This is a genomic window from Pseudomonas germanica (genome assembly GCF_019614655.1).
Lineage (GTDB): Bacteria > Pseudomonadota > Gammaproteobacteria > Pseudomonadales > Pseudomonadaceae > Aquipseudomonas > Aquipseudomonas neuropathica.
Genome location: NZ_CP071586.1, coordinates 1,961,595 through 1,984,063, shown reverse-complemented (window position 1 = coordinate 1,984,063; position 22,469 = coordinate 1,961,595). Strand labels below are relative to the sequence as shown.

25 protein-coding genes are annotated in these 22,469 nt (G+C 59.4%); 14 read left to right on the top strand and 11 right to left on the bottom strand.

The genetic code is table 11. From position 1 onward, the window contains the following. Window positions 1-62: 62 nt before the first annotated feature. The gene (locus tag J0G10_RS08770; protein ID WP_220558309.1) at window positions 63-1,481 is read right to left on the bottom strand and encodes an amino acid permease; all 1,419 of its coding nucleotides are present in this window, start codon (window positions 1,479-1,481) and stop codon (window positions 63-65) included. Between the two features lie 893 nt (window positions 1,482-2,374). On the opposite strand from J0G10_RS08770, the gene J0G10_RS08765 reads away from it, so the two are divergent. After that, window positions 2,375-2,512 carry a hypothetical protein gene (locus tag J0G10_RS08765; protein ID WP_003222780.1) on the top strand — a complete coding sequence of 46 codons (138 nt, stop codon included), beginning with the start codon at window positions 2,375-2,377 and terminating at the stop codon, window positions 2,510-2,512. A gap of 71 nt (window positions 2,513-2,583) precedes the next feature. After that, window positions 2,584-3,549, top strand: a complete 966-nt coding sequence (locus J0G10_RS08760) for a M29 family metallopeptidase (RefSeq protein WP_220558308.1) — start codon at window positions 2,584-2,586, stop codon at window positions 3,547-3,549. A 189-nt stretch (window positions 3,550-3,738) separates the two neighbouring features. On the opposite strand, the gene rluB is transcribed toward J0G10_RS08760, so the two are convergent. The 6 genes from rluB to J0G10_RS08730 all read right to left on the bottom strand — a co-directional run bounded on the left by rluB (window position 3,739) and on the right by J0G10_RS08730 (window position 8,764). After that, the gene (gene rluB, locus J0G10_RS08755; RefSeq protein WP_095050147.1) at window positions 3,739-4,959 is read right to left on the bottom strand and encodes a 23S rRNA pseudouridine(2605) synthase RluB; all 1,221 of its coding nucleotides are present in this window, start codon (window positions 4,957-4,959) and stop codon (window positions 3,739-3,741) included. Between the two features lie 143 nt (window positions 4,960-5,102). Next, window positions 5,103-5,294, bottom strand: coding sequence for a DUF1289 domain-containing protein (locus tag J0G10_RS08750; RefSeq protein ID WP_034153249.1), 192 nt, complete (start codon window positions 5,292-5,294; stop codon window positions 5,103-5,105). 143 nt (window positions 5,295-5,437) lie between these two features. Next, window positions 5,438-6,424 (bottom strand): SMC-Scp complex subunit ScpB, encoded by a 987-nt coding sequence (gene scpB, locus J0G10_RS08745; protein WP_220558307.1) that lies wholly within the window; start codon window positions 6,422-6,424, stop codon window positions 5,438-5,440. Window positions 6,425-6,435: 11 nt separating this feature from the next. Next, window positions 6,436-7,134: a segregation and condensation protein A gene (locus J0G10_RS08740; protein WP_172828192.1), complete on the bottom strand. Its 699-nt coding sequence runs from the start codon at window positions 7,132-7,134 to the stop codon at window positions 6,436-6,438. A 123-nt stretch (window positions 7,135-7,257) separates the two neighbouring features. Next, window positions 7,258-7,887, bottom strand: a complete 630-nt coding sequence (locus J0G10_RS08735; RefSeq protein ID WP_093440143.1) for an L-threonylcarbamoyladenylate synthase — start codon at window positions 7,885-7,887, stop codon at window positions 7,258-7,260. Window positions 7,888-7,900: 13 nt separating this feature from the next. Continuing rightward, on the bottom strand, window positions 7,901-8,764 hold the full coding sequence (locus J0G10_RS08730; RefSeq protein WP_095050145.1) for a PHP domain-containing protein: 864 nt from the start codon (window positions 8,762-8,764) through the stop codon (window positions 7,901-7,903). Between the two features lie 87 nt (window positions 8,765-8,851). On the opposite strand from J0G10_RS08730, the gene J0G10_RS08725 reads away from it, so the two are divergent. The 7 genes from J0G10_RS08725 to J0G10_RS08695 all read left to right on the top strand — a co-directional run bounded on the left by J0G10_RS08725 (window position 8,852) and on the right by J0G10_RS08695 (window position 14,955). Continuing rightward, window positions 8,852-9,451 carry a septation protein A gene (locus J0G10_RS08725; protein WP_007919675.1) on the top strand — a complete coding sequence of 200 codons (600 nt, stop codon included), beginning with the start codon at window positions 8,852-8,854 and terminating at the stop codon, window positions 9,449-9,451. A gap of 1 nt (window position 9,452) precedes the next feature. Continuing rightward, window positions 9,453-9,752 (top strand): YciI family protein, encoded by a 300-nt coding sequence (locus J0G10_RS08720; protein ID WP_095050144.1) that lies wholly within the window; start codon window positions 9,453-9,455, stop codon window positions 9,750-9,752. Window positions 9,753-9,901: 149 nt separating this feature from the next. Then, a complete protein-coding gene (locus J0G10_RS08715) occupies window positions 9,902-10,312 on the top strand; it encodes a translation initiation factor 2 (RefSeq protein ID WP_220558306.1) in 411 nt (136 codons plus the stop codon). 7 nt (window positions 10,313-10,319) lie between these two features. After that, window positions 10,320-10,997: a response regulator transcription factor gene (locus tag J0G10_RS08710; protein WP_095050143.1), complete on the top strand. Its 678-nt coding sequence runs from the start codon at window positions 10,320-10,322 to the stop codon at window positions 10,995-10,997. Window positions 10,998-11,284: 287 nt separating this feature from the next. Further along, window positions 11,285-11,734 (top strand): Spy/CpxP family protein refolding chaperone, encoded by a 450-nt coding sequence (locus J0G10_RS08705; protein ID WP_007919681.1) that lies wholly within the window; start codon window positions 11,285-11,287, stop codon window positions 11,732-11,734. A gap of 175 nt (window positions 11,735-11,909) precedes the next feature. Next, window positions 11,910-13,250, top strand: a complete 1,341-nt coding sequence (locus tag J0G10_RS08700) for a sensor histidine kinase (protein WP_095050142.1) — start codon at window positions 11,910-11,912, stop codon at window positions 13,248-13,250. Between the two features lie 563 nt (window positions 13,251-13,813). Continuing rightward, window positions 13,814-14,955 (top strand): IS3 family transposase gene (locus J0G10_RS08695; protein ID WP_425355398.1). Its coding sequence is split into 2 segments (ribosomal slippage): window positions 13,814-14,075 and window positions 14,075-14,955, totalling 1,143 coding nucleotides; the frame shifts between segments, so codons are not numbered across the junction. Window positions 14,956-15,051: 96 nt separating this feature from the next. Here J0G10_RS08695 and J0G10_RS08690 read toward each other — a convergent pair. Then, a complete protein-coding gene (locus tag J0G10_RS08690) occupies window positions 15,052-15,618 on the bottom strand; it encodes a nitroreductase family protein (RefSeq protein WP_095050141.1) in 567 nt (188 codons plus the stop codon). A 121-nt stretch (window positions 15,619-15,739) separates the two neighbouring features. On the opposite strand from J0G10_RS08690, the gene J0G10_RS08685 reads away from it, so the two are divergent. Then, window positions 15,740-17,194, top strand: a complete 1,455-nt coding sequence (locus J0G10_RS08685) for a TrkH family potassium uptake protein (protein ID WP_095050140.1) — start codon at window positions 15,740-15,742, stop codon at window positions 17,192-17,194. Here J0G10_RS08685 and J0G10_RS08680 read toward each other — a convergent pair. Beyond that, the gene (locus J0G10_RS08680) at window positions 17,151-18,212 is read right to left on the bottom strand and encodes an AraC family transcriptional regulator (protein ID WP_218251785.1); all 1,062 of its coding nucleotides are present in this window, start codon (window positions 18,210-18,212) and stop codon (window positions 17,151-17,153) included. The two genes, J0G10_RS08685 and J0G10_RS08680, sit on opposite strands and share 44 nt — an antisense overlap. Window positions 18,213-18,376: 164 nt before the next feature. Here J0G10_RS08680 and J0G10_RS08675 point away from each other — a divergent pair, with 164 nt between their 5' ends. Next, window positions 18,377-18,688, top strand: a complete 312-nt coding sequence (locus tag J0G10_RS08675) for a DUF962 domain-containing protein (RefSeq protein ID WP_093442638.1) — start codon at window positions 18,377-18,379, stop codon at window positions 18,686-18,688. 14 nt (window positions 18,689-18,702) lie between these two features. Then, window positions 18,703-19,293, top strand: a complete 591-nt coding sequence (locus tag J0G10_RS08670) for an HD domain-containing protein (protein ID WP_220558304.1) — start codon at window positions 18,703-18,705, stop codon at window positions 19,291-19,293. Window positions 19,294-19,377: 84 nt separating this feature from the next. Here the strand turns inward: J0G10_RS08670 and J0G10_RS08665 are convergent, their stop codons facing one another. After that, a complete protein-coding gene (locus J0G10_RS08665) occupies window positions 19,378-20,193 on the bottom strand; it encodes a UDP-2,3-diacylglucosamine diphosphatase (protein ID WP_007919701.1) in 816 nt (271 codons plus the stop codon). Window positions 20,194-20,328: 135 nt separating this feature from the next. On the opposite strand from J0G10_RS08665, the gene J0G10_RS08660 reads away from it, so the two are divergent. Continuing rightward, window positions 20,329-21,093 carry an AraC family transcriptional regulator gene (locus tag J0G10_RS08660; protein ID WP_220558303.1) on the top strand — a complete coding sequence of 255 codons (765 nt, stop codon included), beginning with the start codon at window positions 20,329-20,331 and terminating at the stop codon, window positions 21,091-21,093. Window positions 21,094-21,274: 181 nt separating this feature from the next. Further along, on the top strand, window positions 21,275-22,168 hold the full coding sequence (locus tag J0G10_RS08655; RefSeq protein ID WP_095050136.1) for a DMT family transporter: 894 nt from the start codon (window positions 21,275-21,277) through the stop codon (window positions 22,166-22,168). Here the strand turns inward: J0G10_RS08655 and J0G10_RS08650 are convergent. Further along, window positions 22,162-22,449 carry an Rdx family protein gene (locus J0G10_RS08650; protein ID WP_093442622.1) on the bottom strand — a complete coding sequence of 96 codons (288 nt, stop codon included), beginning with the start codon at window positions 22,447-22,449 and terminating at the stop codon, window positions 22,162-22,164. The genes J0G10_RS08655 and J0G10_RS08650 overlap by 7 nt on opposite strands. Window positions 22,450-22,469 lie beyond the last annotated feature (20 nt).

The following is a 22,469-nucleotide window of genomic DNA, read 5'->3' as shown; positions in this document are numbered from 1 at the left end:
CAACATTTGCGCCCATAAAAAACCCGGCACTCAGGCCGGGTTTTGTGTTTCTGCGTCAGCGCTTACTTGGTAGCACCTGCCGCGTGCACGGCCTGCTGCGCACCGCGCTTGTTCTTGATCACGTAGCAAACCCACATGAACACGACCCACACCGGAATCGCATACACCGAGATCTGAATGCCCGGGATCAGCAGCATCACGCCCAGGATGAAGGCGACGAACGCGAGGCAGATGTAGTTGCCGTACGGGTACCACAGCGCCTTGAACAGCGGCGTCTGCTGAGTCTTGTTCATGTGCTGGCGGAACTTGAAGTGCGAGAAGCTGATCATCGCCCAGTTGATCACCAGCGTCGCAACCACCAGCGACATCAGCAGCTCCAGCGCGTGCTGCGGGATCAGATAATTGAGCAGCACAGCCACCAGCGTCACTGCTGCCGAAGCCAGGATCGACCGCACCGGCACGCCGCGCTTGTCGATCTTCGCCAGACCTTTCGGCGCATCGCCCTGCTCGGCCATGCCCAGCAGCATACGGCTGTTGCAGTAGGTGCCACTGTTGTACACCGACAACGCGGCGGTCAGGACCACGAAGTTGAGGATGTGCGCGGCGGTGTTGCTGCCGAGCATCGAGAACACTTGCACGAACGGACTGCCACTGTACGAATCACCGGACGCGTTAAGGGTTTCCAGCAGGCTGTCCCATGGCGTCAGCGACAGCAGGATCACCAGCGCACCGATATAGAAAATCAGGATCCGGTAGATCACCTGATTGATCGCTTTCGGGATCACGGTTTTCGGTTTGTCCGCTTCAGCGGCGGTGAAACCGAGCATTTCCAGACCGCCGAAGGAGAACATGATGATCGCCATGGCCATCACCAGACCGCTAACGCCATTGGGGAAGAAACCACCGTGCGACCACAGATTGCTCACCGAGGCTTGCGGGCCGCCGTTGCCGCTGACCAGCAGGTAGCTACCGAGCGCAATCATGCCGACGATCGCCACGACCTTGATGATCGCGAACCAGAATTCGGCCTCACCGAAGACTTTGACGTTGGCCAGGTTGATCGCGTTGATCAGCACGAAGAAAGCCGCTGCAGACACCCAGGTCGGGATGTCCGGTGCCCAGTAGTGGATGTATTTGCCGACCGCGGTCAGCTCCGACATGCCCACCAGAATGTACAGAATCCAGCAGTTCCAACCGGACAGGAACCCGGCAAAGCCGCCCCAGTACTTGTGCGCGAAATGGCTGAAGGAACCGGCCACCGGCTCTTCGACGATCATCTCGCCGAGCTGGCGCATGATCATGAAGGCGATGAAGCCGCAGATGGCGTAGCCGAGGATCATCGACGGGCCGGCGGATTTCAGTACCCCGGCCGAGCCGAGGAACAATCCGGTACCGATCGCGCCACCGAGGGCGATCAGTTGAATGTGGCGATTTTTCAGGCCGCGTTTCAGCTCGCCTGATTGCGAGGGTTGTCCACTCATGAAAAAGGTCTCACGCAAGGTTTGATGATGTTCAGTAGACGTTGCTGCCAGGTTGCGATTTCAAGCAGCCCCGATCAAACCCCAGCGCAGGCACCAGGAGTTCAGCTCATTTACAACGGTCATGCGTCACCTGTTTGTTTTTATCTGTGACGAAATCGAACCCGAAACGCTTGTGGCGCCACGGAGTGAACAAGGCGGATAGCCTTGAGATTTGCGCGATTACGCAGAGGGTCACAGTTAAAACGCGGCGCATTGTACACCGCTAACCCCCTGCTGCCAGACCCCGCTGGATCAGCGTGGCGGTTGCCGGGATTGCGTGTGTCCGCCTCGAGACACTCGAGCGGCTGCAAAAATTGAGTCAGGCCTTTGCAGGCCATCGGCGTGGACGAGGAAAAAACCGTCCCACGGAGAGAGATGGAGATCAATCACGGCGTTCATTGCGCCTCCTTCTTGTTATGCACCTGCACGACAGGCATGGGGCGCATATCACCCTGCAAACGATGCTGAAACAAGCGTGCCAGAGCCTTGTCCGGCCCGCGGCGGAGCAGGCTTCGGCAGCTTTTCCTTACAGCGCTCATGACGGGTTGGTTTCACTCGGTTTTAACGGCTTTTTTGTAAATATTTCTTTACGACGCGTAACGCAGAGTTTCCATTTCAGAAATATCTGTCAGACGTCTGCAAATTGACGGTAGCTAGCTTGCTAATGAAACGTGCCGTTTAGTTTTTTGTTTTCAAATAAAAAAACTGCCGCCGAAAAACAGAATAAAAAGTCTATTTAAAAAATAAATGAATAATTTTTTGCATTACAAAACACCCTGAACTAGGTTCTTCACGTCTTGCCGGCCACCTCGACCGGCCAGTCACAACCGTGAATGTCATCTAGGAGATCGACCATGCAAGCACTGGAAAAAGACTTGGATACCGAACTGCAACTGGACGAATGGTTTGAAGCACCGACCCACGAGGCGGCTGTAGAAATGATGCAAGCCGACGCGGTAGTTCCGTTCGGCACGGCGATGTGGCCTCTGTAAGACATCTCCGGGCAGGCACGATCCGGCCGGTCGTGCCTGCCGCTTTTTACACGGTCAGTCAGGGAGGATTCATGGATAAGCCCCGCGCGATCTCGCATTTCCTTTACTACCTCGAACACCACCCCGCCCTTGCCGGCATCGACTCGGCGAAGGTATTGCTCGGCCACACGGCTGATTACGAAGCGCTGACCGGCGCGATCGCCGAACAGGCAGGCGATCATCCTCGTTTCCAGTTCAGCACCCGACGTCTGGACCTGGACAGCACCGCAACGCTGACCTCGGCAATCACCGACAGCGATCTGTACATTTTTTTCTACGACTCTTCCACCTTGCCCAACCCACGCCCCGACGGCCCGGAGTTCGTGCGCGCGCTGCAAGCGGTGATGGCGGAGAACTGGAAGAAGTCGCTGCTGTTCAAGGATTACGGCGATTATTTCTATGACACCTTCAGCGTCACCCCGCAGCGGATTGCCGGACTGAACAGTCACCTGATCCAGCGTATGTCCCACGCGACCACGCTGAGTTTCAAGGACGATGACGGCTCATGGTTTGAAACGCCGCTGAGCAGCATCAAGAAGTGGACCGATATCAACGGTGTCGGCAACTTTGACCTGGCCCCCGGCGAAATCGCCACGCACAGCGAGGCCATCAACGGCCATGTGAAGTTCAAGGGCACGTTCCTCAGCACCATCCCGTTTGCGCGCAAGTACGGTGTGCTGGAATCACCACTGGAACTGTGGATCGAGAACTCGACCATCAGCCGCATCGCCACGGAGGTGCCGGGGCTGGAGCATGATTTCAACAGGTACCTGGATGCCAACCCATCGAACCGGCGGATTGAGGAGTTGGGGATTGGCACCAATGAAGGCGTGAAGGATTTGTATGCGCGTAATGCCGGGTTTGAAGAGCGGCATTGTGGGCTGCATCTTGGGTTGGGCGGTGGCGCCAAGGGCAGTCATCACCTGGATCTGATCTTTTCCGGCGGGGTGTTGGCGCTGGATGACAAGCCGGTGTTTGATGGGCGGTTTGTGTTTTAGGGCCGGCACCTGATCATTCCCACGCTCCGCGTGGGAATGCAGCCCGGGACGCTCCGCGTCCCTCTAGAGCCGAACGCGGAGCGTCCGTTGAGGCATTCCCACGCAGAGCGTTGGAACGATCGGTGTGCGCCAGACGAAAAAAAACGCCAACCCTGCGGTTGGCGTTTTTTCATTTGGCGCTAAACCCGATCACTCAGGCTTTTTACGACCAAACCCCGGACGCTGACCGGAACCGGCCGGTGCGCCACGACGCTTGCCCGACGGCTTGTCACCGTCAACCAGCTTGATCCCCGGACGCTTCGGCGCAGGTTTGGCCGGGCGCTTGTTGGTGGTGTCCGCTGGACGATCCGCCACAGGCGTGCCACGACCGGCAGGTGCACCACGCTCGCCACGCTCAGTGCGACCGTTGGCCGGACGCGGAGCGCGTTCGCCGTCACGGGCTACTGGCTTGCGACCTGGACGCTCGCCTTCGATCTGCGGTTCACGGCTTGGGCGCGGACCGGTCGGCGCGCCAGCGGCTGGACGCAGCGTACGAACGCGCTCGGTCTTGGCCATCGGCCGCGACGATTTGCGCTGCATGCGCTCAAGCTTGTCTTTGCTCTTGGCGTTCAGTTGCGGCATCGCTACCGGCGTCAGGCCGACTTCAGCACTGAGGATGTCGACTTCGTACTGGCTCATTTCGCGCCAGCGCCCCATCGGCAGGTCGGAGTTGAGGAACACCGGACCGAAACGCACGCGCTTCAGACGGCTGACCACCAGACCCTGCGATTCCCACAGACGACGAACCTCACGGTTACGGCCTTCCATCACCACGCAGTGATACCAGTGGTTGAAGCCTTCACCGCCTGGCGCCTGCTTGATGTCGGTGAACTTCGCCGGGCCATCTTCCAGCACGACGCCGGCCTTCAGGCGCTCGATCATCTCGTCGTCGACTTCACCGCGTACGCGCACGGCGTACTCACGGTCCATCTCGTAGGACGGGTGCATCAGACGGTTGGCCAGCTCACCGTCGGTGGTGAACATCAGCAGACCGGTGGTGTTGATGTCGAGACGACCGATGTTGATCCAGCGACCTTCTTTCGGACGCGGCAGCTTGTCGAACACGGTCGGACGGCCTTCAGGGTCGTCACGGGTGCAGATCTCGCCATCGGGTTTGTTGTACATGATCACGCGGCGGACCGATTCGGCCGCTTCTTCGCGCTTGATCACCTTGCCATCAATGGTGATGGCGTCGTGCATGTCGACGCGCAGACCGAGGGTGGCGTCTTTGCCATTGACCTTGATCCGGCCCTGGCTGATCCAGGATTCCACGTCACGGCGCGAGCCGACGCCGATACGGGCGAGGACTTTCTGCAGCTTTTCGCCTGCTGGGCCGATTTCCTGGTCGTCTTTCTGAATGATGTCGCTCATCTGGGCACCTCCCGGTGTGGTCTGTTCAGGCGGCGCCTGAAGCATTGAAATCTGGGTACTTAGCCGAAGGGATCGGCGAAGGGTCGCGAATCATACGCGGATGTGCGCCATCGCGCATCAGAGACTAGTCGATCAGGCCAAGGTTATTTCTTTTTCCGCCGACCGGCGCCACCGAGTTTGATCAGGCGCAGCGCGGCTTCGGCCAGTACGCTGCGCTTGTCGTCCTTGTCGAGTTTCTTCCAGGCTTTGATTTCGCGCTTGCTGCGGCCGCAGCCGAGACAGATGTCGTCGGTGAATTTGCAGAGGCTGATGCACGGGTCTTTGGTGGAACTCATCGAGGTCTCCGAAAAACACAAATCCCTTGTAGGAGTGAGCCTGCTCGCGATAGCGGTGTGTCAGTCAACATCTTCTTGACAGATACACCGCTATCGCGAGCAGGCTCACTCCTACAGGGGATCGCGGTGTTTGGCAGGGCGGGTCAGTCTTCCAATTCGCGGCGTTCGGCCTCGATGGCTTCGGCCAGGGCACGGGCTTCGGCTTCTTCTTCGCTTAGCTCCGGTTCTGGCGCGGGTTGTTCGAGCGCGGCGACGGCGGCCAATAGTTTTTCGCGGGCTTCGGCGACGCCAAGAATGTCCTCTTCCGGTTCGGCTTCTGGCTCTGCTTCAAGTTCAACTTCAATCGATGGCTCAGCGACTTCGGTTTCAGGCTCGTTCGTCGGCGCGTCACTGTCGCCCGCCTCACCATCCACCGCATCCCGCAGCAAATCATCGAAGTCGGTCTTGATCCCCTCCTCCATGCTGTCCAGCTCCAACAGCAAGGTATGGAAACTGGTCTCTTCCTTCTCCTCTTCCGGCTCGGCGCTGGCATCGGCCAGTTCCTGCAAGCCCTGCGGCACCGGAGCGTCGTCGAAATCAAGCACCGGGTCGGTTTCCATTTCGCGCAATTCGGCCAGCGGCGGCAGGTCTTCGAGGTTCTTCAGGTTGAAGTGATCGAGAAACATCTTGGTGGTGGCAAACATCGCCGGTTTGCCCGGCACATCGCGGTAACCAACAACACGGATCCACTCGCGCTCCAGCAAGGTCTTGACGATATTGCTGTTCACCGCCACGCCACGCACGTCTTCGATCTCGCCACGGGTGATCGGCTGACGGTAGGCGATCAGCGCGATGGTTTCGAGCAAGGCGCGGGAGTAACGCTGCGGGCGCTCTTCCCACAAGCGGCCGACCCACGGCGAAAACTTTTCGCGGATCTGCAAGCGATAGCCCGATGAGACTTCCTTGAGCTCGAAAGCACGGCCCTCGCAGGACTTGCCCAGCAGGGTCAGGGCTTTCTTGAAGACCGCAGGCTCGGGCCGTTCGCCTTCTTCAAACAGTTCAAACAGACGCTCAAGGGATTGCGGCTTTCCCGAGGCCAACAGAAAGGCTTCAAGCAGGGGGGCCAGCTCGCGGGGTTCAGTCAGGTTCATGTTTCGACTCGTTATTCGGCTCGGGCTCGCACGTGGATCGCGGCGAACGGCTCATTCTGCACCAGCTCGACCAAGGATTCCTTGACCAGTTCAAGGATCGCCATAAAGGTCACCACCACACCCAGCCGCCCTTCCTCGGCGGTGAACAGCTCGACGAACGGCACAAAACCGCCGCCCTTGAGCCGTTCCAGCACATCGCTCATGCGCTCGCGGGTGGACAGTGCCTCGCGGCTGACCTGGTGGCTTTCAAACATATCGCCACGGCGCAGCACTTCGGCCATGCACATCAAAATCTCCTCCAGCGCAACGTCCGGCAACAGCTTGCGCGCCCGGGCTTCCGGGGCGTCGAGCTTGGGCACGATCACATCGCGGCCAACCCGGCTCAAGCCGTCGATGCCTTCGGCGGCCGCCTTGAAACGCTCGTATTCCTGCAAGCGGCGGATCAGTTCGGCACGCGGGTCATCTTCCTCGTCTTCGACAGTCTCGGCCCGAGGCAGAAGCATGCGCGACTTGATCTCGGCGAGCATCGCGGCCATCACCAGATATTCGGCGGCCAGCTCCAGACGCACCGACTGCATCAACTCCACGTAGCCCATGTACTGGCGGGTGATTTCCGCCACCGGGATATCGAGGATGTTGATGTTCTGTTTGCGGATCAGGTACAGCAGCAGGTCGAGCGGGCCTTCGAAGGCTTCAAGGAAGACTTCCAGCGCATCCGGCGGAATGTACAGGTCCAGCGGCATCTCCATGACTGCCTGGCCATAGACCATGGCAAATGGCAGTTCCTGCTGAGCGCCGGCCTGCGGATCGACAACGGTTTCCACTGCGGACATTCAGGCCTCGACCATGAACGGCGCGGGGTCGCCGCAACCGACGCGGATCACTTCCGGGTCGTCGCCGGTCAGGTCGATCACGGTGGAGGCTTTAATGCCGCCAAAACCGCCGTCGATGATCAAGTCCACTTGGTGTTCAAGCAGTTGGCGCATTTCGTAAGGATCGCTGAGCGGGTCTTCGTCGCCGGGCATGATCAGGGTCACGCTCATCAGCGGCTCGCCGAGTTCGGCCAGCAGCGCCAGCGCGATCGGATGGCTCGGCACACGCAGACCGATGGTGCGCTTCTTCGGATGCAGCAACAGACGCGGCACTTCGCGGGTAGCGTTGAGAATGAAGGTGTATGGCCCTGGCAAATGCGCTTTAAGAATGCGGAAGGTGCCGGTGTCGATCTTGGCGTAGTTGCCCAATTGCGACAGGTCACTGCAGATCAGCGCGAAGTTATGCTTTTCATCGAGCTGGCGCAGGCGGCGCACGCGCTCAATCGCGGTCTTGTCGCCGATCTGGCAGCCGATGGCGTAGGAAGAATCCGTGGGATAAACCACCACCCCGCCCTTGCGGATGATTTCGACCGCCTGTTTTATCAGGCGCGCTTGCGGGTTTTCCGGATGAATCTGGAAAAATTGACTCACATTCTCTACCTGTTCAGACGGCGGCAATATCTGTGTCATGTTTGAACCGACACCACAGGGGTGGAAGGTCCTCGGGAACCGGCCGGTACTGGCCGATCTCGGACCAGCCGCCAGGGCCATGGAAGTCACTGCCAGCGCTGACCAGCAGACCGAACTCTCGGGCAAGGATTGCCAGGCTGCCGACCTGTTCCGCAGGCTGATGGCCATTGACCACCTCGATCGCATGCCCGCCTGCTTGAATATAGTCGGCAATCAGCTTTCGACGCTTGCTACGAGTGAAATCGTAGTGCCACGGATGCGCGAGGCTGACCCAGGCCCCGGCGGCACGCAGTGTGCCAACGGTGTCTTCCAGCGTCGGCCAGTGCAACTTGACGTCACCCAGCTTGCCGGCGCCGAGCCATTTGCGGAATGCCTCGGCACGATCCTTTACAAAACCTTCACGCACCATCCAGTCGGCGAAATGCGGACGGGCCGGGGCGTTGCCGCTGTCGCCCAGTTCCTGCTGGACCTGCCGGGCACCATCGAGGGCACCGGGCATGCCCTTGAGAGCGAGTTTGCGGCTTATTTCTTCCGACCGCAGCCAGCGCCCATCGTGCAATCTGGCAATCGCTTCGACCAACGGTGCGGCGTTGACGTCGAAACCGTAGCCCAACACATGAATCGTCGCGCCGCCCCAGGTGCAGGACAATTCGACGCCGTTGACCAGTTGCATGCCCAATTCGTTGGCGGCCGTGCGCGCTTCGGCGAGGCCTTCGAGGGTGTCGTGGTCAGTCAACGCCAAGACTCGCACGCCGTTCTCGAACGCACGCGCAACCAGAACCGCAGGCGCGAGGGCGCCATCGGAGGCCGTGCTATGGCAATGCAAATCAACATTCACGGGGAGTTGTAACCTCAAATCAGCTGGCGCTATCGCGCGCCCATATGTTTGTTATTATGCCGCCACATCCAGCTTCTGGCTCTCACTGTGAAACAATTCATCGATTTCATCCCGCTTCTGCTGTTCTTCATCGTTTACAAACTTGATCCACGGGTCGTCGACATCGCTGGCCATGAAGTGACTGTAGGCGGTATTTACAGCGCCACGGCGATGCTGATCATCAGTTCCCTGGTGGTGTACGGCGCGTTGTTCATCAAACAGCGCAAGCTGGAAAAGAGCCAATGGCTGACCCTGATTGCCTGCCTGGTATTCGGCAGCCTGACGCTGGCCTTCCACAGCGAGACCTTCCTCAAGTGGAAAGCCCCGGTGGTCAACTGGCTGTTCGCCGTCGCCTTCATCGGCAGCCACTTCATTGGTGACCGCCTGCTGATCAAACGCATCATGGGCCACGCACTGACCCTTCCGGATCCGGTCTGGACCCGCCTGAACATCGCCTGGATCGCCTTTTTCCTGTTCTGCGGCGCTGCCAACCTGTTCGTCGCCTTCACCTTCCAGAGCTACTGGGTGGACTTCAAGGTGTTCGGCAGCCTGGGCATGACCTTGGTATTCCTGGTCGCACAGGGCATTTACCTGTCGCGTCATCTGCACGATGCCGATACCACAACAACACCAAAAACCGAGGACTGACATGCTCTACGCCATCATTGCCACCGACGTCGCCAACTCGCTGGAAGCACGCCTGGCCGCGCGCCCTGCGCATCTGGAACGCCTGCATGCGCTCAAGGGCGAAGGCCGCATCGTACTGGCCGGCCCGCACCCGGCCGTCGACAGCAATGATCCGGGCGCAGCGGGTTTCACCGGCAGCCTGATCGTCGCCGAATTCGATTCCCTCAGCGCTGCGCAAGCATGGGCCGATGCTGATCCGTACATCGCCGCGGGTGTCTACGCCAACGTGGTCGTCAAGCCGTTCAAGCAAGTCCTGCCTTAAACGTTCGGTGATGAGGGGATTTACCCCTCATCACTCGCGACACTGCCTCACGCAATGAACCTTCCTGGTTCTTGCTGCTCTCAATCGCTCATTATTCTCGTTTGCCTGCCGACAACCTGCCCAATATCCATTTGGAAACAGGTGTCGCGATGCGCAAGGGTCCGTTGTGTCTGATGTTGGTCACGTTGTCGATCATGGCACCCGCCCATGGTGAGGAAACCACCGAAGGCGGCAGTTCCACGCCATTGTCGTTAAGCGCCGGCAGCCAGATCACCGAGTTGCAGCAGCGCCTCAAGGCCAGCGAGCAGCAACGGGAAGAACTGAGCAAACAACTGCAAAATGCCGACAATACCCGTGAAAGCGCCCAGCTCGCCCGGTTGCGCCAGGAGAACCAGCGTCTCAAGCTGCAACTCAAGGAAGTCCAGGCCAGCCCGCTGCCGCGTCTGCTGACTGATCAGCAGCAATGGTTCGTCACGGGCGCCGGAGTAGCGCTATTGGCGCTGCTCTGCGGTATCTTTGCCAGTGGAGCAAGCCGAAAACGTCGGCAATGGCTAAATTGAGTGAGTCATGAGCGAGCTGTTACTGATTGATGATGACCAGGAGTTGTGCGAACTCCTGAGTAGCTGGCTGAGCCAGGAAGGCTTCCATGTGCGCGCCTGCCACGATGGCCAGAGTGCGCGCAAGGCGTTGGCCGAAACGGCCCCGGCGGCGGTGGTGCTGGACGTGATGCTGCCCGACGGCAGCGGTCTGGAACTGCTCAAGCAATTGCGCAACGATCACGCTGATCTGCCGGTGCTGATGCTCTCGGCCCGTGGCGAGCCGCTGGATCGCATCCTCGGTCTGGAACTGGGCGCCGACGATTATCTGGCCAAACCCTGCGACCCACGAGAACTGACCGCTCGCCTGCGCGCCGTACTGCGCCGCAGCCACCCGGCGGCAGTCTCGACGCAGCTTGAGCTGGGCGATCTGAGTTTCAGCCCGGTGCGCGGCGTGGTCAGCATCGACGAGAAAGAACTGACCCTTACCGTTTCCGAAAGCCGCCTGCTCGAAGCCCTGCTCAAGCAACCCGGCGAGCCGCTGGACAAACAGGAACTGGCGCAGATCGCCCTCGGTCGCAAGCTGACCCTGTACGACCGCAGCCTCGACATGCACGTCAGCAACCTGCGCAAGAAGATCGGCCCGCACCCCGACGGACGTCCGCGCATCGTCGCTCTGCGCAGCCGCGGTTACTTCTACAGCCTCTGAACTGCACACATCCCCCGGCCAACGGTAACCGACGCCACCCCCTGTAGGAGCTGCCGCAGGCTGCGATCTGATCGTTCCCACGCTCTGCGTGGGAATGCAGCCGGGGACGCTCTGCGTCCCACAGTCAAAAGATCGCAGCGTGCCGCAGCTCCTACAACGGGATATGTGTAAGGCTGGGCGCGAAGCGTCTTTACCCAAGCTTTACGCAGTGCTGACCGCCGCTGACCTTGATCTCCGTAATCTGAACTCATCCGGAACGTACCGGGAACGAGACAAGGAGATACACCATGCGCAAGACTCTTATCGCTCTGATGTTCGCTGCCGCTCTGCCAACCGTCGCCATGGCCATGCCGCAAGACGGTGGCCCGATGGGTGGCCCGCTCGACGGCCCACGCCACGGCGGTCAGATGCACGGCATGCACGGCAAAGGCCCGTACAGCCAACTCGACCTGTCCCGCGAACAGCGCGAGCAGATCCGCAAGATCATGGGCGAGCAGATGCACGAGCGTAAGCAAGTGGTCGACAAGTACCTGGAAAAACTCTCGCCGGCTGACCAGAAAGCCATGAAGGACGAGATGGCCGCCAACCACAAGAAAGCCGAGTCCGATGTTCGGGCGCTGCTGAAACCGGATCAACAGAAGAAATTCGACGAGATCCAGAAAAAACAGGCCGAGCGTCGCGCCGAATGGGCCGAATTCAAGGCGTGGAAAGCGCAACAGGCGCAAAAGGCGCAATAATGTTCTGACCCCGGACCCGACGGCTAAACACCGCCGGGTCTTTTTCCACCGATCCAATGTAGGAGTGAGCCTGCTCGCGATAGCGGTGTGTCAGTCAACGAATACTTGTCTGACTCACCGCTATCGCGAGCAGGCTCACTCCTACAGGGATTTGCGTTTGTTCTGAGGATTTTCTGTGCGTTCATTGTTCTGGCGTATTCTCGCGAGCTTCTGGCTGGCCATCGCTCTGGTGGCCGGGCTGTCCATTCTGCTCGGGCACATGCTCAACCAGGATGCGTGGATCCTCAGCCGCCATCCGGGCCTCAACACCCTCGCCGGCGAATGGACGCAAACCTACGAAGCCCAGGGCGAGGAAGCTGCTCAGGACATCCTCGAACAGCGCAAACGCCAATATCACATCGATGTTCAGGTGCTGAACGAATCCGGCGACCCGGTGGTTCGCGGCACCTTCCCGCGCCGCGCAGCCGCATTCGAAGCCCGCCAGAACAATGATGACCGGCGCCTGCCATGGCGACGTCTGACCGATGAATTCACCAGCGAAAAAACCGGTGACACCTACCTGTTCATCTACCGCATCCCGCATCCGGAACTCGACTCTTGGCACCGCGAAAGTCTGCTTTGGCCATTGAGTGCGCTGGGCATCGCGTTGGTGGTGCTGACCCTGTTCAGTCTGTTGGTGACCTTCTCCATCACCCGCCCGCTCAGCCGTTTGCGCGGCGCGGTGCATGATCTCGGGCAGACCACCTATCAGCAGAACAGCCTGGCGAAACTGGCCAATCGCCGCGACGAATTCGGCGTGCTGGCCACCGACTTCAACCGCATGGGTGCGCGTCTGCAGAGCCTGATAGGCAGCCAACGGCAGTTGTTGCGCGACGTTTCCCACGAATTGCGCTCACCGTTGGCGCGGTTGCGCATTGCCTTGGCGCTGGCGGAACGGGCCAATCCTGAAGAACGGGAAAAACTCTGGCCACGCCTGACCCGCGAGTGTGATCGGCTGGAAGCATTGATCAGTGAAATTCTGGTATTGGCGCGGGTCGATGCCGACAACGCCAGTGCTGAAGAGGTGGATCTGAATGCGTTGCTCGGCCTCTTGCAGAAGGACGCAATACTGGGATCGCCCGAGCAGATCGTGCGTCTTGATGCCGAACCGCAGCTGAATCTGAAAGGCTGGCCGACCATGATCGAGCGCGCCGTCGATAACCTGCTGCGCAACGCCCAGCGCTTCAACCCGGAAGGTCAGCCGATTGAAATGCAGGCTTCACGTCAGGGTGAAAAAATCATCGTGAGCGTGCGCGACCATGGGCCGGGGGTGCAGGCTGAACATTTGAGCCAGTTGGGCGAACCGTTTTACCGGGCGCCGGGGCAGACGGCAGCGGGACACGGTTTGGGCCTGGCGATTGCGCGGCGAGCGGCGGAACGGCATGGTGGGAGTTTGACGCTGGCAAATCATCCGCAGGGTGGGTTTATTGCCAGCCTGGAATTGCCGTTGGTGCCCGGAGCGGTGGTGCAACTTTAAGAGCCTAAAAGCTACCCTCACCCCAGCCCTCTCCCGGAGGGAGAGGGGGCCGACCGAGGTGTCTTGCGTCATACATCGACCTGAAGAACCGAGTTGATTATGGACCAGGAAGGCACGTGAATCGTCGCCGACTCTGGGTTCGAAATGCACTGGAACCGTTATCGACTCCGAACTCGAAATGCACTGGAGCCGTTATCGACTCCGAACTCGAAATGCACTGGAACCGTTATCGACTCCGAACTCGAAATGCACTGGAACCGTTATCGACTCCGAACTCGAAATGCACTGGAACCGTTATCGACTCCGAACTCGAAATGCACTGGAGCCGTTATCGACTCCGAACTCGAAATGCACTGGAGCCGTTATCGACTCCGAACTCGAAATGCACTGGAGCCGTTATCGACTCCGAACTCGAAATGCACTGGAGCCGTTATCGACTCTGGATTCAGCCGAGCACTTTCAGGTCGGCGTACCTCTACAGCATCCCCCAATCAGTTGATCTGGCTTAATGATTCTGGACACCCCTAAAGGGCGTTAATCTACGCCCAACGACGAGGTGTGATTTGACCAGACGATATTTTTCGACAGATTTCAAACGGGATGCGGCTTGCCTGGTTTTGGATAAAGACTATTCGGTGAGTGAAGCCTGCGAAGCAATGGGCGTGGGCCCTACAGCTCTGCGTCGCTGGGTTGAGCAACTGCGTGCGGAGCGCAGTGGCAAGACGCCTGAGAAGTCCAAGGCCATGACCGTTGACCAAAAACGCATCCAGGAACTGGAAGCAACAATTCGACGGATTGAGCGCGAGAAGGAAATTTTAAAAAAGGCTACAGCTCTCTTGATGTCGGATTCCCTCGATCGGTAAGGCTGGTCGAGGAGTTAAGCGAGCAATATCCAAGATCCGAGTTGTGTGGCGTGTTTGGTATCAACCGCAGCAGTTATTACGAGCGTCTGAAACAGCGGGCGAAAGTGCATGTCGGGCGCGATCGCCTAAAGATCAAGGCTGCCGAATTACATGAGCAAAGTCGCGGCTCAATGGGCGCGCGCAGCCTGTCAAAAGCGCTGTGTAACGAAAAAGAGTCGGTAGGTCGTTACATGGCTCGTAGCCTGATGCGCGAGCTCGGTTTGAAGAGCCAGCAACGGCGCAGGCATCGGTACAAACCCAGCGGTGCGGAGGCGCAATACGCCCCCAATCATTTGGAGCGTAAATTCAAAGTCGAGGCCCCCAATCGAGTGTGGTGTGGCGACGTGACTTACATTTGGGCCGGTACTTACTGGGTTTATCTGGCTGCTGTACTTGATCTGCATGCCCGCCGCATCGTCGGCTGGGCGATGTCCAGAAGTCCGGATTCAGCTCTGACCTGTCGAGCGTTAAAGATGGCTTTCGAGTCGCGAGGACGCCCTGAAAACCTAATGTTCCATTCGGATCAGGGCTGTCATTACAGCAGTAAAGTGTTTCGTGAAACGCTGGCGGACATGCGCATAAAACAAAGCATGAGTCGACGAGGAAACTGCTGGGACAACGCCCCGATGGAGCGTTTCTTTGGCAGTTTGAAATCTGAATGGATACCCAAGGCTGGCTACCGAAACGAAGATGAGGCCAGTACCGATGTATTGCGCTACCTGACCCATTATTACAATCGGATCAGGCTGCACAGTCACAATGGCTACCGAACTCCGGTGGACATGGAGGCCCTGGCGGCATGAAAAAGGGTAAAACCCTATAACCGTGTCCAGTATCGTTTGACCAGATCAAGTCCCCTCTCCCTCTGGGAGAGGGCTAGGGTGAGGGGCTTTTGATCTTCAGGCTTTACCAGGCCAGGCACTGACGAACTCGCTCAGATCGACTTTATCTGCCACACGCGGCTCTTTCTGCGGCGTGCCGAGATACAGGAACGCAATCACCTCTTCACCTTCGGCCAGGCCCAAGCCTTTAGCCACATGCTGCGAATAAGCCAGATCACCCGTACGCCACACCGCACCAATCCCCTGCGCATACGCCGCCAGCAAAATCCCGTGCGCCGCACACCCGGCCGCCAGCAACTGCTCGGCCTTCGGATATTTAACGTGTTCCTGCAATTTGGCGATCACCACAACCACCAACGGCGCTCGCAGCGGACCGTTGCGCGCCTTGTCGATCATCGCTTCGGTGACCTCGCCTTCCTGCTGCTGTGCAGCCTCGGCCAACAACTCGCCCATCTGTTCACGCGCCGCGCCTTCGACCGTCAGGAAGCGATACGGCTGCAAATGCCCGTGATCCGGCGCGCGCAACGCGGCGCCAAACAGGGCTTCGCGCTGCTCGGCAGTGGGGGCCGGTTCGACCAGTCGTGGAACGGAAACACGGTTGAGCAACGCGTCGAGAGCCTGCATCGGCCACCTCCTGAAAAATATGTGCGGCTATTCTAGCTGTATCTGCCAACAGGATGCCGGTTTACATGCCCTGCCCCACGGGTAGAATGGCGCCCTTCCCACATCAGCCCGAGCGGACTTCATGGCGTTGCCGACCTTACGGATCATTGGTTTCATCATCGGCATCTTCCTGATCACCCTGGCCGTGGCCATGGTCGTGCCTATGGCCACCCTGGTGATTTTCGAGCGCACCGGTGATCTGCCGTCGTTCCTCTGGGCGAGCATGATCACCTTCGTCGCCGGCCTCGCGCTGGTGATTCCCGGCCGACCGGAACACATTCACCTGCGTCCGCGTGACATGTACCTGCTGACGGTCAGCAGTTGGCTGGTGGTGTGCATTTTTGCTGCGCTGCCGTTTCTGCTGACCCAGCACATCAGCTACACCGACTCGTTTTTCGAAAGCATGTCGGGCATTACCGCGACCGGCTCGACCGTGCTCAATGGCCTCGACAACATGTCCCCCGGGATCCTGATGTGGCGCTCGTTACTGCACTGGATCGGAGGGATCGGCTTTATCGGCATGGCGGTAGCGATTCTGCCGCTGCTGCGTATCGGTGGCATGCGCCTGTTCCAGACCGAGTCCTCGGACCGCTCGGAAAAGGTCATGCCCCGCTCGCACATGGTGGCGCGCCTGATTGTGGCGGCGTATGTCGGCATCACCATCCTTGGCAGCCTGGCGTTCTGGTGGGCCGGGATGAGTCCGTTCGACGCGATCAACCACGCGATGTCGGCGATCTCCACTGGCGGGTTCTCGACCTCCGATCAATCCCTGGCCAAGTGGACGCAACCGGCGGTGCACTGGGTCGCAGTCGTCATCATGATTCTCGGCAGCCTGCCGTTCACCCTGTACGTGGCGACGTTGCGCGGCAACCGCAAGGCGCTGATCAAGGATCAGCAAGTACAGGGTTTGCTCGGTATGCTGCTGGTGACCTGGCTGGTGCTCGGCACCTGGTACTGGTGGACGACCAATTTGCATTGGCTGGAGGCGCTACGCCACGTGGCGCTGAACGTGACGTCGGTGGTCACCACCACCGGTTTCGCCCTCGGCGACTACAGCCTGTGGGGTAACTTCTCGCTGATGCTGTTTTTCTATCTGGGTTTTGTCGGAGGCTGTTCCGGGTCGACGGCGGGCGGGATCAAGATCTTCCGTTTCCAGGTCGCCTACATCTTGCTCAAGGCCAACCTTAATCAACTGATTCACCCGCGCGCAGTGATCAAACAGAAGTACAACGGCCACCGTCTCGACGAAGAGATCGTCCGTTCGATTCTGACCTTTTCGTTCTTCTTCGCCATTACCATCTGCGTGATCGCCCTGCTCCTGTCGCTGCTCGGCGTCGACTGGATGACCGCGTTGACCGGCGCTGCCAGCACCGTGTCCGGGGTCGGCCCAGGCCTGGGCGAGACCATTGGCCCGGCGGGCAACTTCGCCACTCTGCCGGACGCGGCCAAGTGGATCCTGTCGTTCGGCATGCTGCTCGGCCGACTGGAGATCATTACGGTGTTTGTACTGTGTATTCCGGCCTTTTGGCGTCACTGACCGCACCCGGCGCCTGCAACAACCGCGTCCGGTAATCGCCGGGCGTGGTGTCGAACCAGCGGCGGAACGCGCGAAAGAAGTTGCTCGGATCGGCAAACCCCAACAGATAAGCGATTTCCAGCAAGGTCATGCTCGGCTGCGCCAGATACTGCTCGGCCAGTTCACGGCGGGTGTCGTCGAGCAGTTGCTGAAAACTCGTGCCCTCCTCCTGCAAGCGGCGCTGCAAGGTGCGCTGCGATAGATGCAGGGTCTGCGCGACGGTATCGCGCTTCGGCTCACCTTGCGGCAGCAAACGGCAGAGCACCTGTCGCGCCTTGTGGGTCACGCGGCTTTCGGAAAAACGCGCCAAGTATTCCCCGGCAAAGCGGTCATGCAGCAGCGCCATCGCTTCGTTGGCGGTGGGCAGCGGCGCTTCCATGTCGGCACGCTCGAAGATCAGCGCATCGTACGGCGCGTTGAACATCAGCGGTGCGTGGAAAGCTTGTTTATAGGGTTCCAGGTCATCCGGTTCCGCGCCCTGCACCAGCACTTTGACCGGGTGCAACGTGCGTCCGGTCAACCAGCCGCACAGGCCTAGCGCACAGGCCAGCGAGGCTTCGGCGCTTTGCCGGGTCGGCGGCAGATGGTCACCGTGCACGGTCAGAATCAGCGCATAACCTTCATCAAGCAATCGGAAACTCAGATCGGCGCTCTCGGCGATGATGCGCTGATAGCGCACCAGCCGCTGAAAGCCTTCGGCAAGGGTATTGCTCGACATCAACGCGTAGCCGGCGACATGAAAAGACGCCGGTCGCACCACCTTGCCCATGTTCAGGCCGATCGCGGGGTTGCCAGATAACTCGACCGCCCGTTGCCAGAGACGGGTCATGGAATCTTGCGGGAAGCGCGCATCCGGATCATCCAGAGCCGTGTAATCGAGCCCCAGTTGTTTGAACAGAACCCGGCAATCCAGGCCGTCCATCTCCAATGCTTTGACAATCCCCATCGCCCAGCTTGCAGAAGTCGTTCGTTCGCTCATGGCGTTTTTCTTTTACATGATGGGCCGCATGTTACGGCCCGATTTGCGAAGGATACTAAAGTGGCGCCGATTGTCACTGGCCCACGCCAATGATCACTCTAGACTCAAATAAGCTACCCGCAGCACAACTCGTCGCCAGAACAATAACCACAGAGAACGCGGTCGTGGAAAACATCAAGCATTTCAACAGCTTCGCTGAGTTCTATCCGTATTACCTCAGCGAACACAGCAATAGCACCTGCCGGCGTCTGCACTTCATCGGCACGACACTGGTGATTTTTATTCTCGCGCTGACCATCGCCAAGGGCGCCTGGCTGCTGTTATTGGCCTTGCCGCTGGCCGGTTACAGCTTCGCCTGGGTCGGGCACTTCTTCTTTGAAAAGAACCGGCCGGCGACTTTCCAGCATCCGCTGTACAGCCTGCTTGGCGACTTCGTCATGTACCGCGACATGATTCTGGGTCGCGTGGCGTTCTGAATGAGGGTCAGCCAATGAATGCCAATGCCCGCTTCACCCATATGAAGGACGGTACCCAAGAAGATTGGGCGATCATCGCCGCCGACTTCAGCGCCTACGCCAAACAGTTGCCCGCACGGATCATGACCCACCTGAAATTGCTGGAAGGCGATTTCGGCGGCTTCCCGGTGGATCGCCTGACCCACTCGCTGCAAACCGCCACCCGTGCCTTTCGTGACGGGCGCGACGAGGAATATGTGGTTTGTGCCTTGCTGCATGACATCGGCGACACCTTGGGTTCGTACAACCATCCGGACATTGCTGCGGCGATTCTCAGGCCGTTCGTCAGTGCCGAAAATTTGTGGATGGTCGAGAAGCACGGGGTGTTTCAGGGATATTACTTCTTTCATCACCTGGGCATGGATCGGCATCTTCGTGAGCAGTTCAGGGAGCATCCGCAGTTTCAGGCGACCGCCGAGTTTTGCGCCAAATACGATGCGGCGGCGTTTGATCCTGACTATGACACGCTGCCGTTGAGTTTTTTCGAGCCGATGATGGACCGGTTGTTTGCGCAGCCGAAGAACTCGATTTACAAGGCCGCGATGGAAGAGCACAGCCCGGCCTAAGATCAAAAGATCGCAGCCTTCGGCAGCTCTTACAGAGGTACACATTCCAATGTAGGAGCTGCCGAAGGCTGCGATCTTTTGCTTTTATGCGAGTTCGGCGACTTTGGCCGCTTTCAGCTCCGCCTCCCGCGCCTGCGCATCCGCCAGCCGATACAACTCGATCGTGCCATCCCAGTGTTCGATCAGCGCCGTGCACGACTCCACCCAATCGCCGCAATTGAGGTAATCCACTTCCCCCACCTTGCGGATTTCGGCGTGGTGAATGTGCCCGCACACCACGCCATGCAACTCGCGCTTCACGCACTCATGGGCAATGGCTTCTTCAAAGTCGCTGATGAAACTCACGGCGGTCTTCACCTTGTGCTTCAGGTACGCCGACAGCGACCAATAGCCGTAGCCATAGCGCGCACGCCAATGGTTGAGCCAGCGATTGAGGGTCAGGGTGAATTCGTAAGCGGAGTCGCCGAGAAAGGCCAGCCAGCGGTGATATCGGGTGATCACATCGAACTGATCGCCGTGAATCACCAGCAGATGCCGACCATCGGCCGTGACATGCACGGCCTCGTCGACCAACTGGATATTGCCCAGAATCAGCTTCGAATAACGACGCAGGAATTCGTCGTGGTTGCCGGTGACGTAAATCACCTCGGTGCCGCGCTTGCTCATGGTCAGCAAGCGGCGGATCACGTTGGTATGCGCTTGCGGCCAGTACATGCCGCCGCGCAGCTTCCAGCCGTCAATGATGTCGCCAACCAGGTAAATCTTGTCGGCATGGTAGCCCTTGAGAAATTGCGACAAGTGCTCGGCCTGACAATCCCGCGTGCCCAGGTGCACGTCGGAGATCCACAGGGTGCGCACGCGTTGTTTACGGCTGGGTCTGGCGAGCTCGGCGCTGGTCATGGGCAACCCTCTGCGATGTTTTCGCCACTCTGCGCGCGCTCGGTTAATCGACCATGACAAACATGAGTCAGTCCTGTGACAACGCATCCGGCGTGCGCCGGTGTAGACTGGCGATCACTTCGGAGACCACCTGCCATGCGACCGATCCTCACCTTGCGTCAGTACACCCACGACTTGATCGTCCACAGCCACGACCACGCGCAATTGGTGTTCGGGTTGTCCGGTGCGCTGGATTTCGAGGTCGAGGGTTGTGGCAGTCAGGTGCGCCAGCAAAGCTTTGTGGTGGTCCCGTCCGGCGCTCATCATGCCTGCGGCAGTCCCAACGGCAGCCGCTGTCTGGTACTGGATATCCCGGACGGCCAATGGCTGACGGATTCACTGGGCGAGCATGCCGACGCCAGCCATCGTCTGCTCGATCAACCGGCGCGCTTGTCGCTGGATTCCGGGCAAAGCCAGTTGGTCAGTTGGCTGGCGAACAGTCCGGTCAGCGATCCATTGATTGCCCAGCAAGGCGCGGTGTTGCTGCTGGCCAGTCTGAATCACGCGCAACCTGCGGAACACGCCATTCGCCGCTTGCCCTATGCCGCGCTGGATGCGCACATCGAGCAGTACGCCGCTTATCCATTGCAAGTCGCCGATCTGGCGCGAGTGGCGGGGTTGTCCAGCGCGCGCCTGCATGCACGGTTCATGGCCGAATGCGGGCAGACGCCGATGGATTACATCCGCAGTAAACGCCTGCATCTGGCAGTTCAACTGCTACGCGACACAGCCCTGCCGATCGGGGAAGTTGCCAGTCGCGTCGGCTACAACTCGCAGAGTGCCTTCTCGGCCGCCGTCTTGCGTGAGTTCGGTTCGTCACCCGGCCAGCTTCGGCGCGATTCCTGCGACAAACGACGATAGTCTGCCGACAGACTTTCGACCTTCCCCGGCTCATTATGTGTCCACTGCTGATCATTCCCACGCGCAGCAAAGGAATGCAGCCCGTGACGCTCCGCGTCACTGGACGCAGAGCGTCCCTAGAGGCGTTACCACGCAGAGCGTGGGAACGATCAAGAATTGTGTTTGAGATAGAAGGATTTCGATGACTCCGCGTACCGCCCTCGGCGCTCTGCACATTGGCGCTTTGATGTTTGGCCTGACGGGTGTGTTGGGCAAACTCGCTGCTGCGTCCCCCGCTGTGATCGTCTTTGGACGCGCGGCTTTCGCCGTGCTCGCCCTGGCATTTTTTGCCCGTTTCGCCAGTCAGCACGGCTGGCAAAAACTTCAGGCCGTGGACTGGCGCCGCCTCGCCCTCAGCGGCGTGTTGCTGGCCGGGCACTGGGTGAGTTTCTTCCTGTCTGTGAAGATCGCCGGTGTCGCCATCGCAACATTGGGCTTTGCCAGTTTCCCGGCCTTCACGGTGATTCTTGAAGGGCTGATCTTCCGAGAACGCATCCGTGCCAATGAAATTGTGCTGGTGGTGTTGGTCAGCATCGGCCTGATTCTGGTGACCCCAGCCTTCGACCTGAGCAGCGGCGCGACCATCGGTTTGCTTTGGTCGGTGCTGTCGGGGCTGTTGTTCTCGCTGTTGTCACTGACTAACCGCGCCAGCTCCGGGCGGATTCCGGCAGTGCAGGCGGCGTTGTGTCAAAACGTCGTGGTGGCGCTGTGTCTGCTGCCGGTTGCAGCACCGCTACTCAGCGAAGTGCGCGCACTGGACTGGCTGTGGATCGCCCTGCTCGGGGTGTTCTGTACCGGCGTCGCACACAGCCTGTTCGTCGCCAGCCTGGCGGTGATCAAGGCGCGCACGGCGGCGGTGGTGTTTGCCATGGAGCCGGTCTACGGCATCACCGTCGCCTGGCTGCTGTTCAATGAAAACCCGACGCCGAAGATGTTGCTCGGCGGCGCATTGATCATTATCGCCATCGTTGTGTCAGCACGGATGTCAGGCCACGCCGACAAGAAAGCCGTCGCCGCCGAGGCCGCGTCTCACTGAGTGCGGTCGTTGTGACCGAGGTCGCGGTCAGGATCGATCTGATCGCGAACCCGCTGCTTCAACACCTTGGCCTCGGGAAAACCGCCATCAGCCTTGCGTTCCCAGATCTGCACGCCGTCGCAGGTGATGTGAAATACCCCGCCGGTGCCGGGTACCAGGGAGACTTTGCCGAGGTCATCACCAAAGGTGCTGAGCAGTTCCTGCGCCAGCCACGCCGCGCGCAGCAGCCACTGGCATTGGGTGCAATAGGTGATGACAACTTCTGCTTTTGCGACAGTCATGTTCGCTGAAACTCCTGAGA

Excerpts from the sequence above, each read along its gene's own strand:
- J0G10_RS08770 (WP_220558309.1), bottom strand. The coding sequence starts at position 1,481 with ATGAGTGGACAACCCTCGCAATCAGGCGAGCTGAAACGCGGCCTGAAA.
- J0G10_RS08765 (WP_003222780.1), top strand. The coding sequence starts at position 2,375 with ATGCAAGCACTGGAAAAAGACTTGGATACCGAACTGCAACTGGACGAA.
- J0G10_RS08760 (WP_220558308.1), top strand. The coding sequence starts at position 2,584 with ATGGATAAGCCCCGCGCGATCTCGCATTTCCTTTACTACCTCGAACAC.
- rluB (WP_095050147.1), bottom strand. The coding sequence starts at position 4,959 with ATGAGCGACATCATTCAGAAAGACGACCAGGAAATCGGCCCAGCAGGC.
- J0G10_RS08750 (WP_034153249.1), bottom strand. The coding sequence starts at position 5,294 with ATGAGTTCCACCAAAGACCCGTGCATCAGCCTCTGCAAATTCACCGAC.
- scpB (WP_220558307.1), bottom strand. The coding sequence starts at position 6,424 with ATGAACCTGACTGAACCCCGCGAGCTGGCCCCCCTGCTTGAAGCCTTT.
- J0G10_RS08720 (WP_095050144.1), top strand. The coding sequence starts at position 9,453 with ATGCTCTACGCCATCATTGCCACCGACGTCGCCAACTCGCTGGAAGCA.
- J0G10_RS08715 (WP_220558306.1), top strand. The coding sequence starts at position 9,902 with ATGCGCAAGGGTCCGTTGTGTCTGATGTTGGTCACGTTGTCGATCATG.
- J0G10_RS08710 (WP_095050143.1), top strand. The coding sequence starts at position 10,320 with ATGAGCGAGCTGTTACTGATTGATGATGACCAGGAGTTGTGCGAACTC.
- J0G10_RS08705 (WP_007919681.1), top strand. The coding sequence starts at position 11,285 with ATGCGCAAGACTCTTATCGCTCTGATGTTCGCTGCCGCTCTGCCAACC.
- J0G10_RS08690 (WP_095050141.1), bottom strand. The coding sequence starts at position 15,618 with ATGCAGGCTCTCGACGCGTTGCTCAACCGTGTTTCCGTTCCACGACTG.
- J0G10_RS08685 (WP_095050140.1), top strand. The coding sequence starts at position 15,740 with ATGGCGTTGCCGACCTTACGGATCATTGGTTTCATCATCGGCATCTTC.
- J0G10_RS08680 (WP_218251785.1), bottom strand. The coding sequence starts at position 18,212 with ATGAGCGAACGAACGACTTCTGCAAGCTGGGCGATGGGGATTGTCAAA.
- J0G10_RS08670 (WP_220558304.1), top strand. The coding sequence starts at position 18,703 with ATGAATGCCAATGCCCGCTTCACCCATATGAAGGACGGTACCCAAGAA.
- J0G10_RS08665 (WP_007919701.1), bottom strand. The coding sequence starts at position 20,193 with ATGACCAGCGCCGAGCTCGCCAGACCCAGCCGTAAACAACGCGTGCGC.
- J0G10_RS08660 (WP_220558303.1), top strand. The coding sequence starts at position 20,329 with ATGCGACCGATCCTCACCTTGCGTCAGTACACCCACGACTTGATCGTC.
- J0G10_RS08655 (WP_095050136.1), top strand. The coding sequence starts at position 21,275 with ATGACTCCGCGTACCGCCCTCGGCGCTCTGCACATTGGCGCTTTGATG.
- J0G10_RS08650 (WP_093442622.1), bottom strand. The coding sequence starts at position 22,449 with ATGACTGTCGCAAAAGCAGAAGTTGTCATCACCTATTGCACCCAATGC.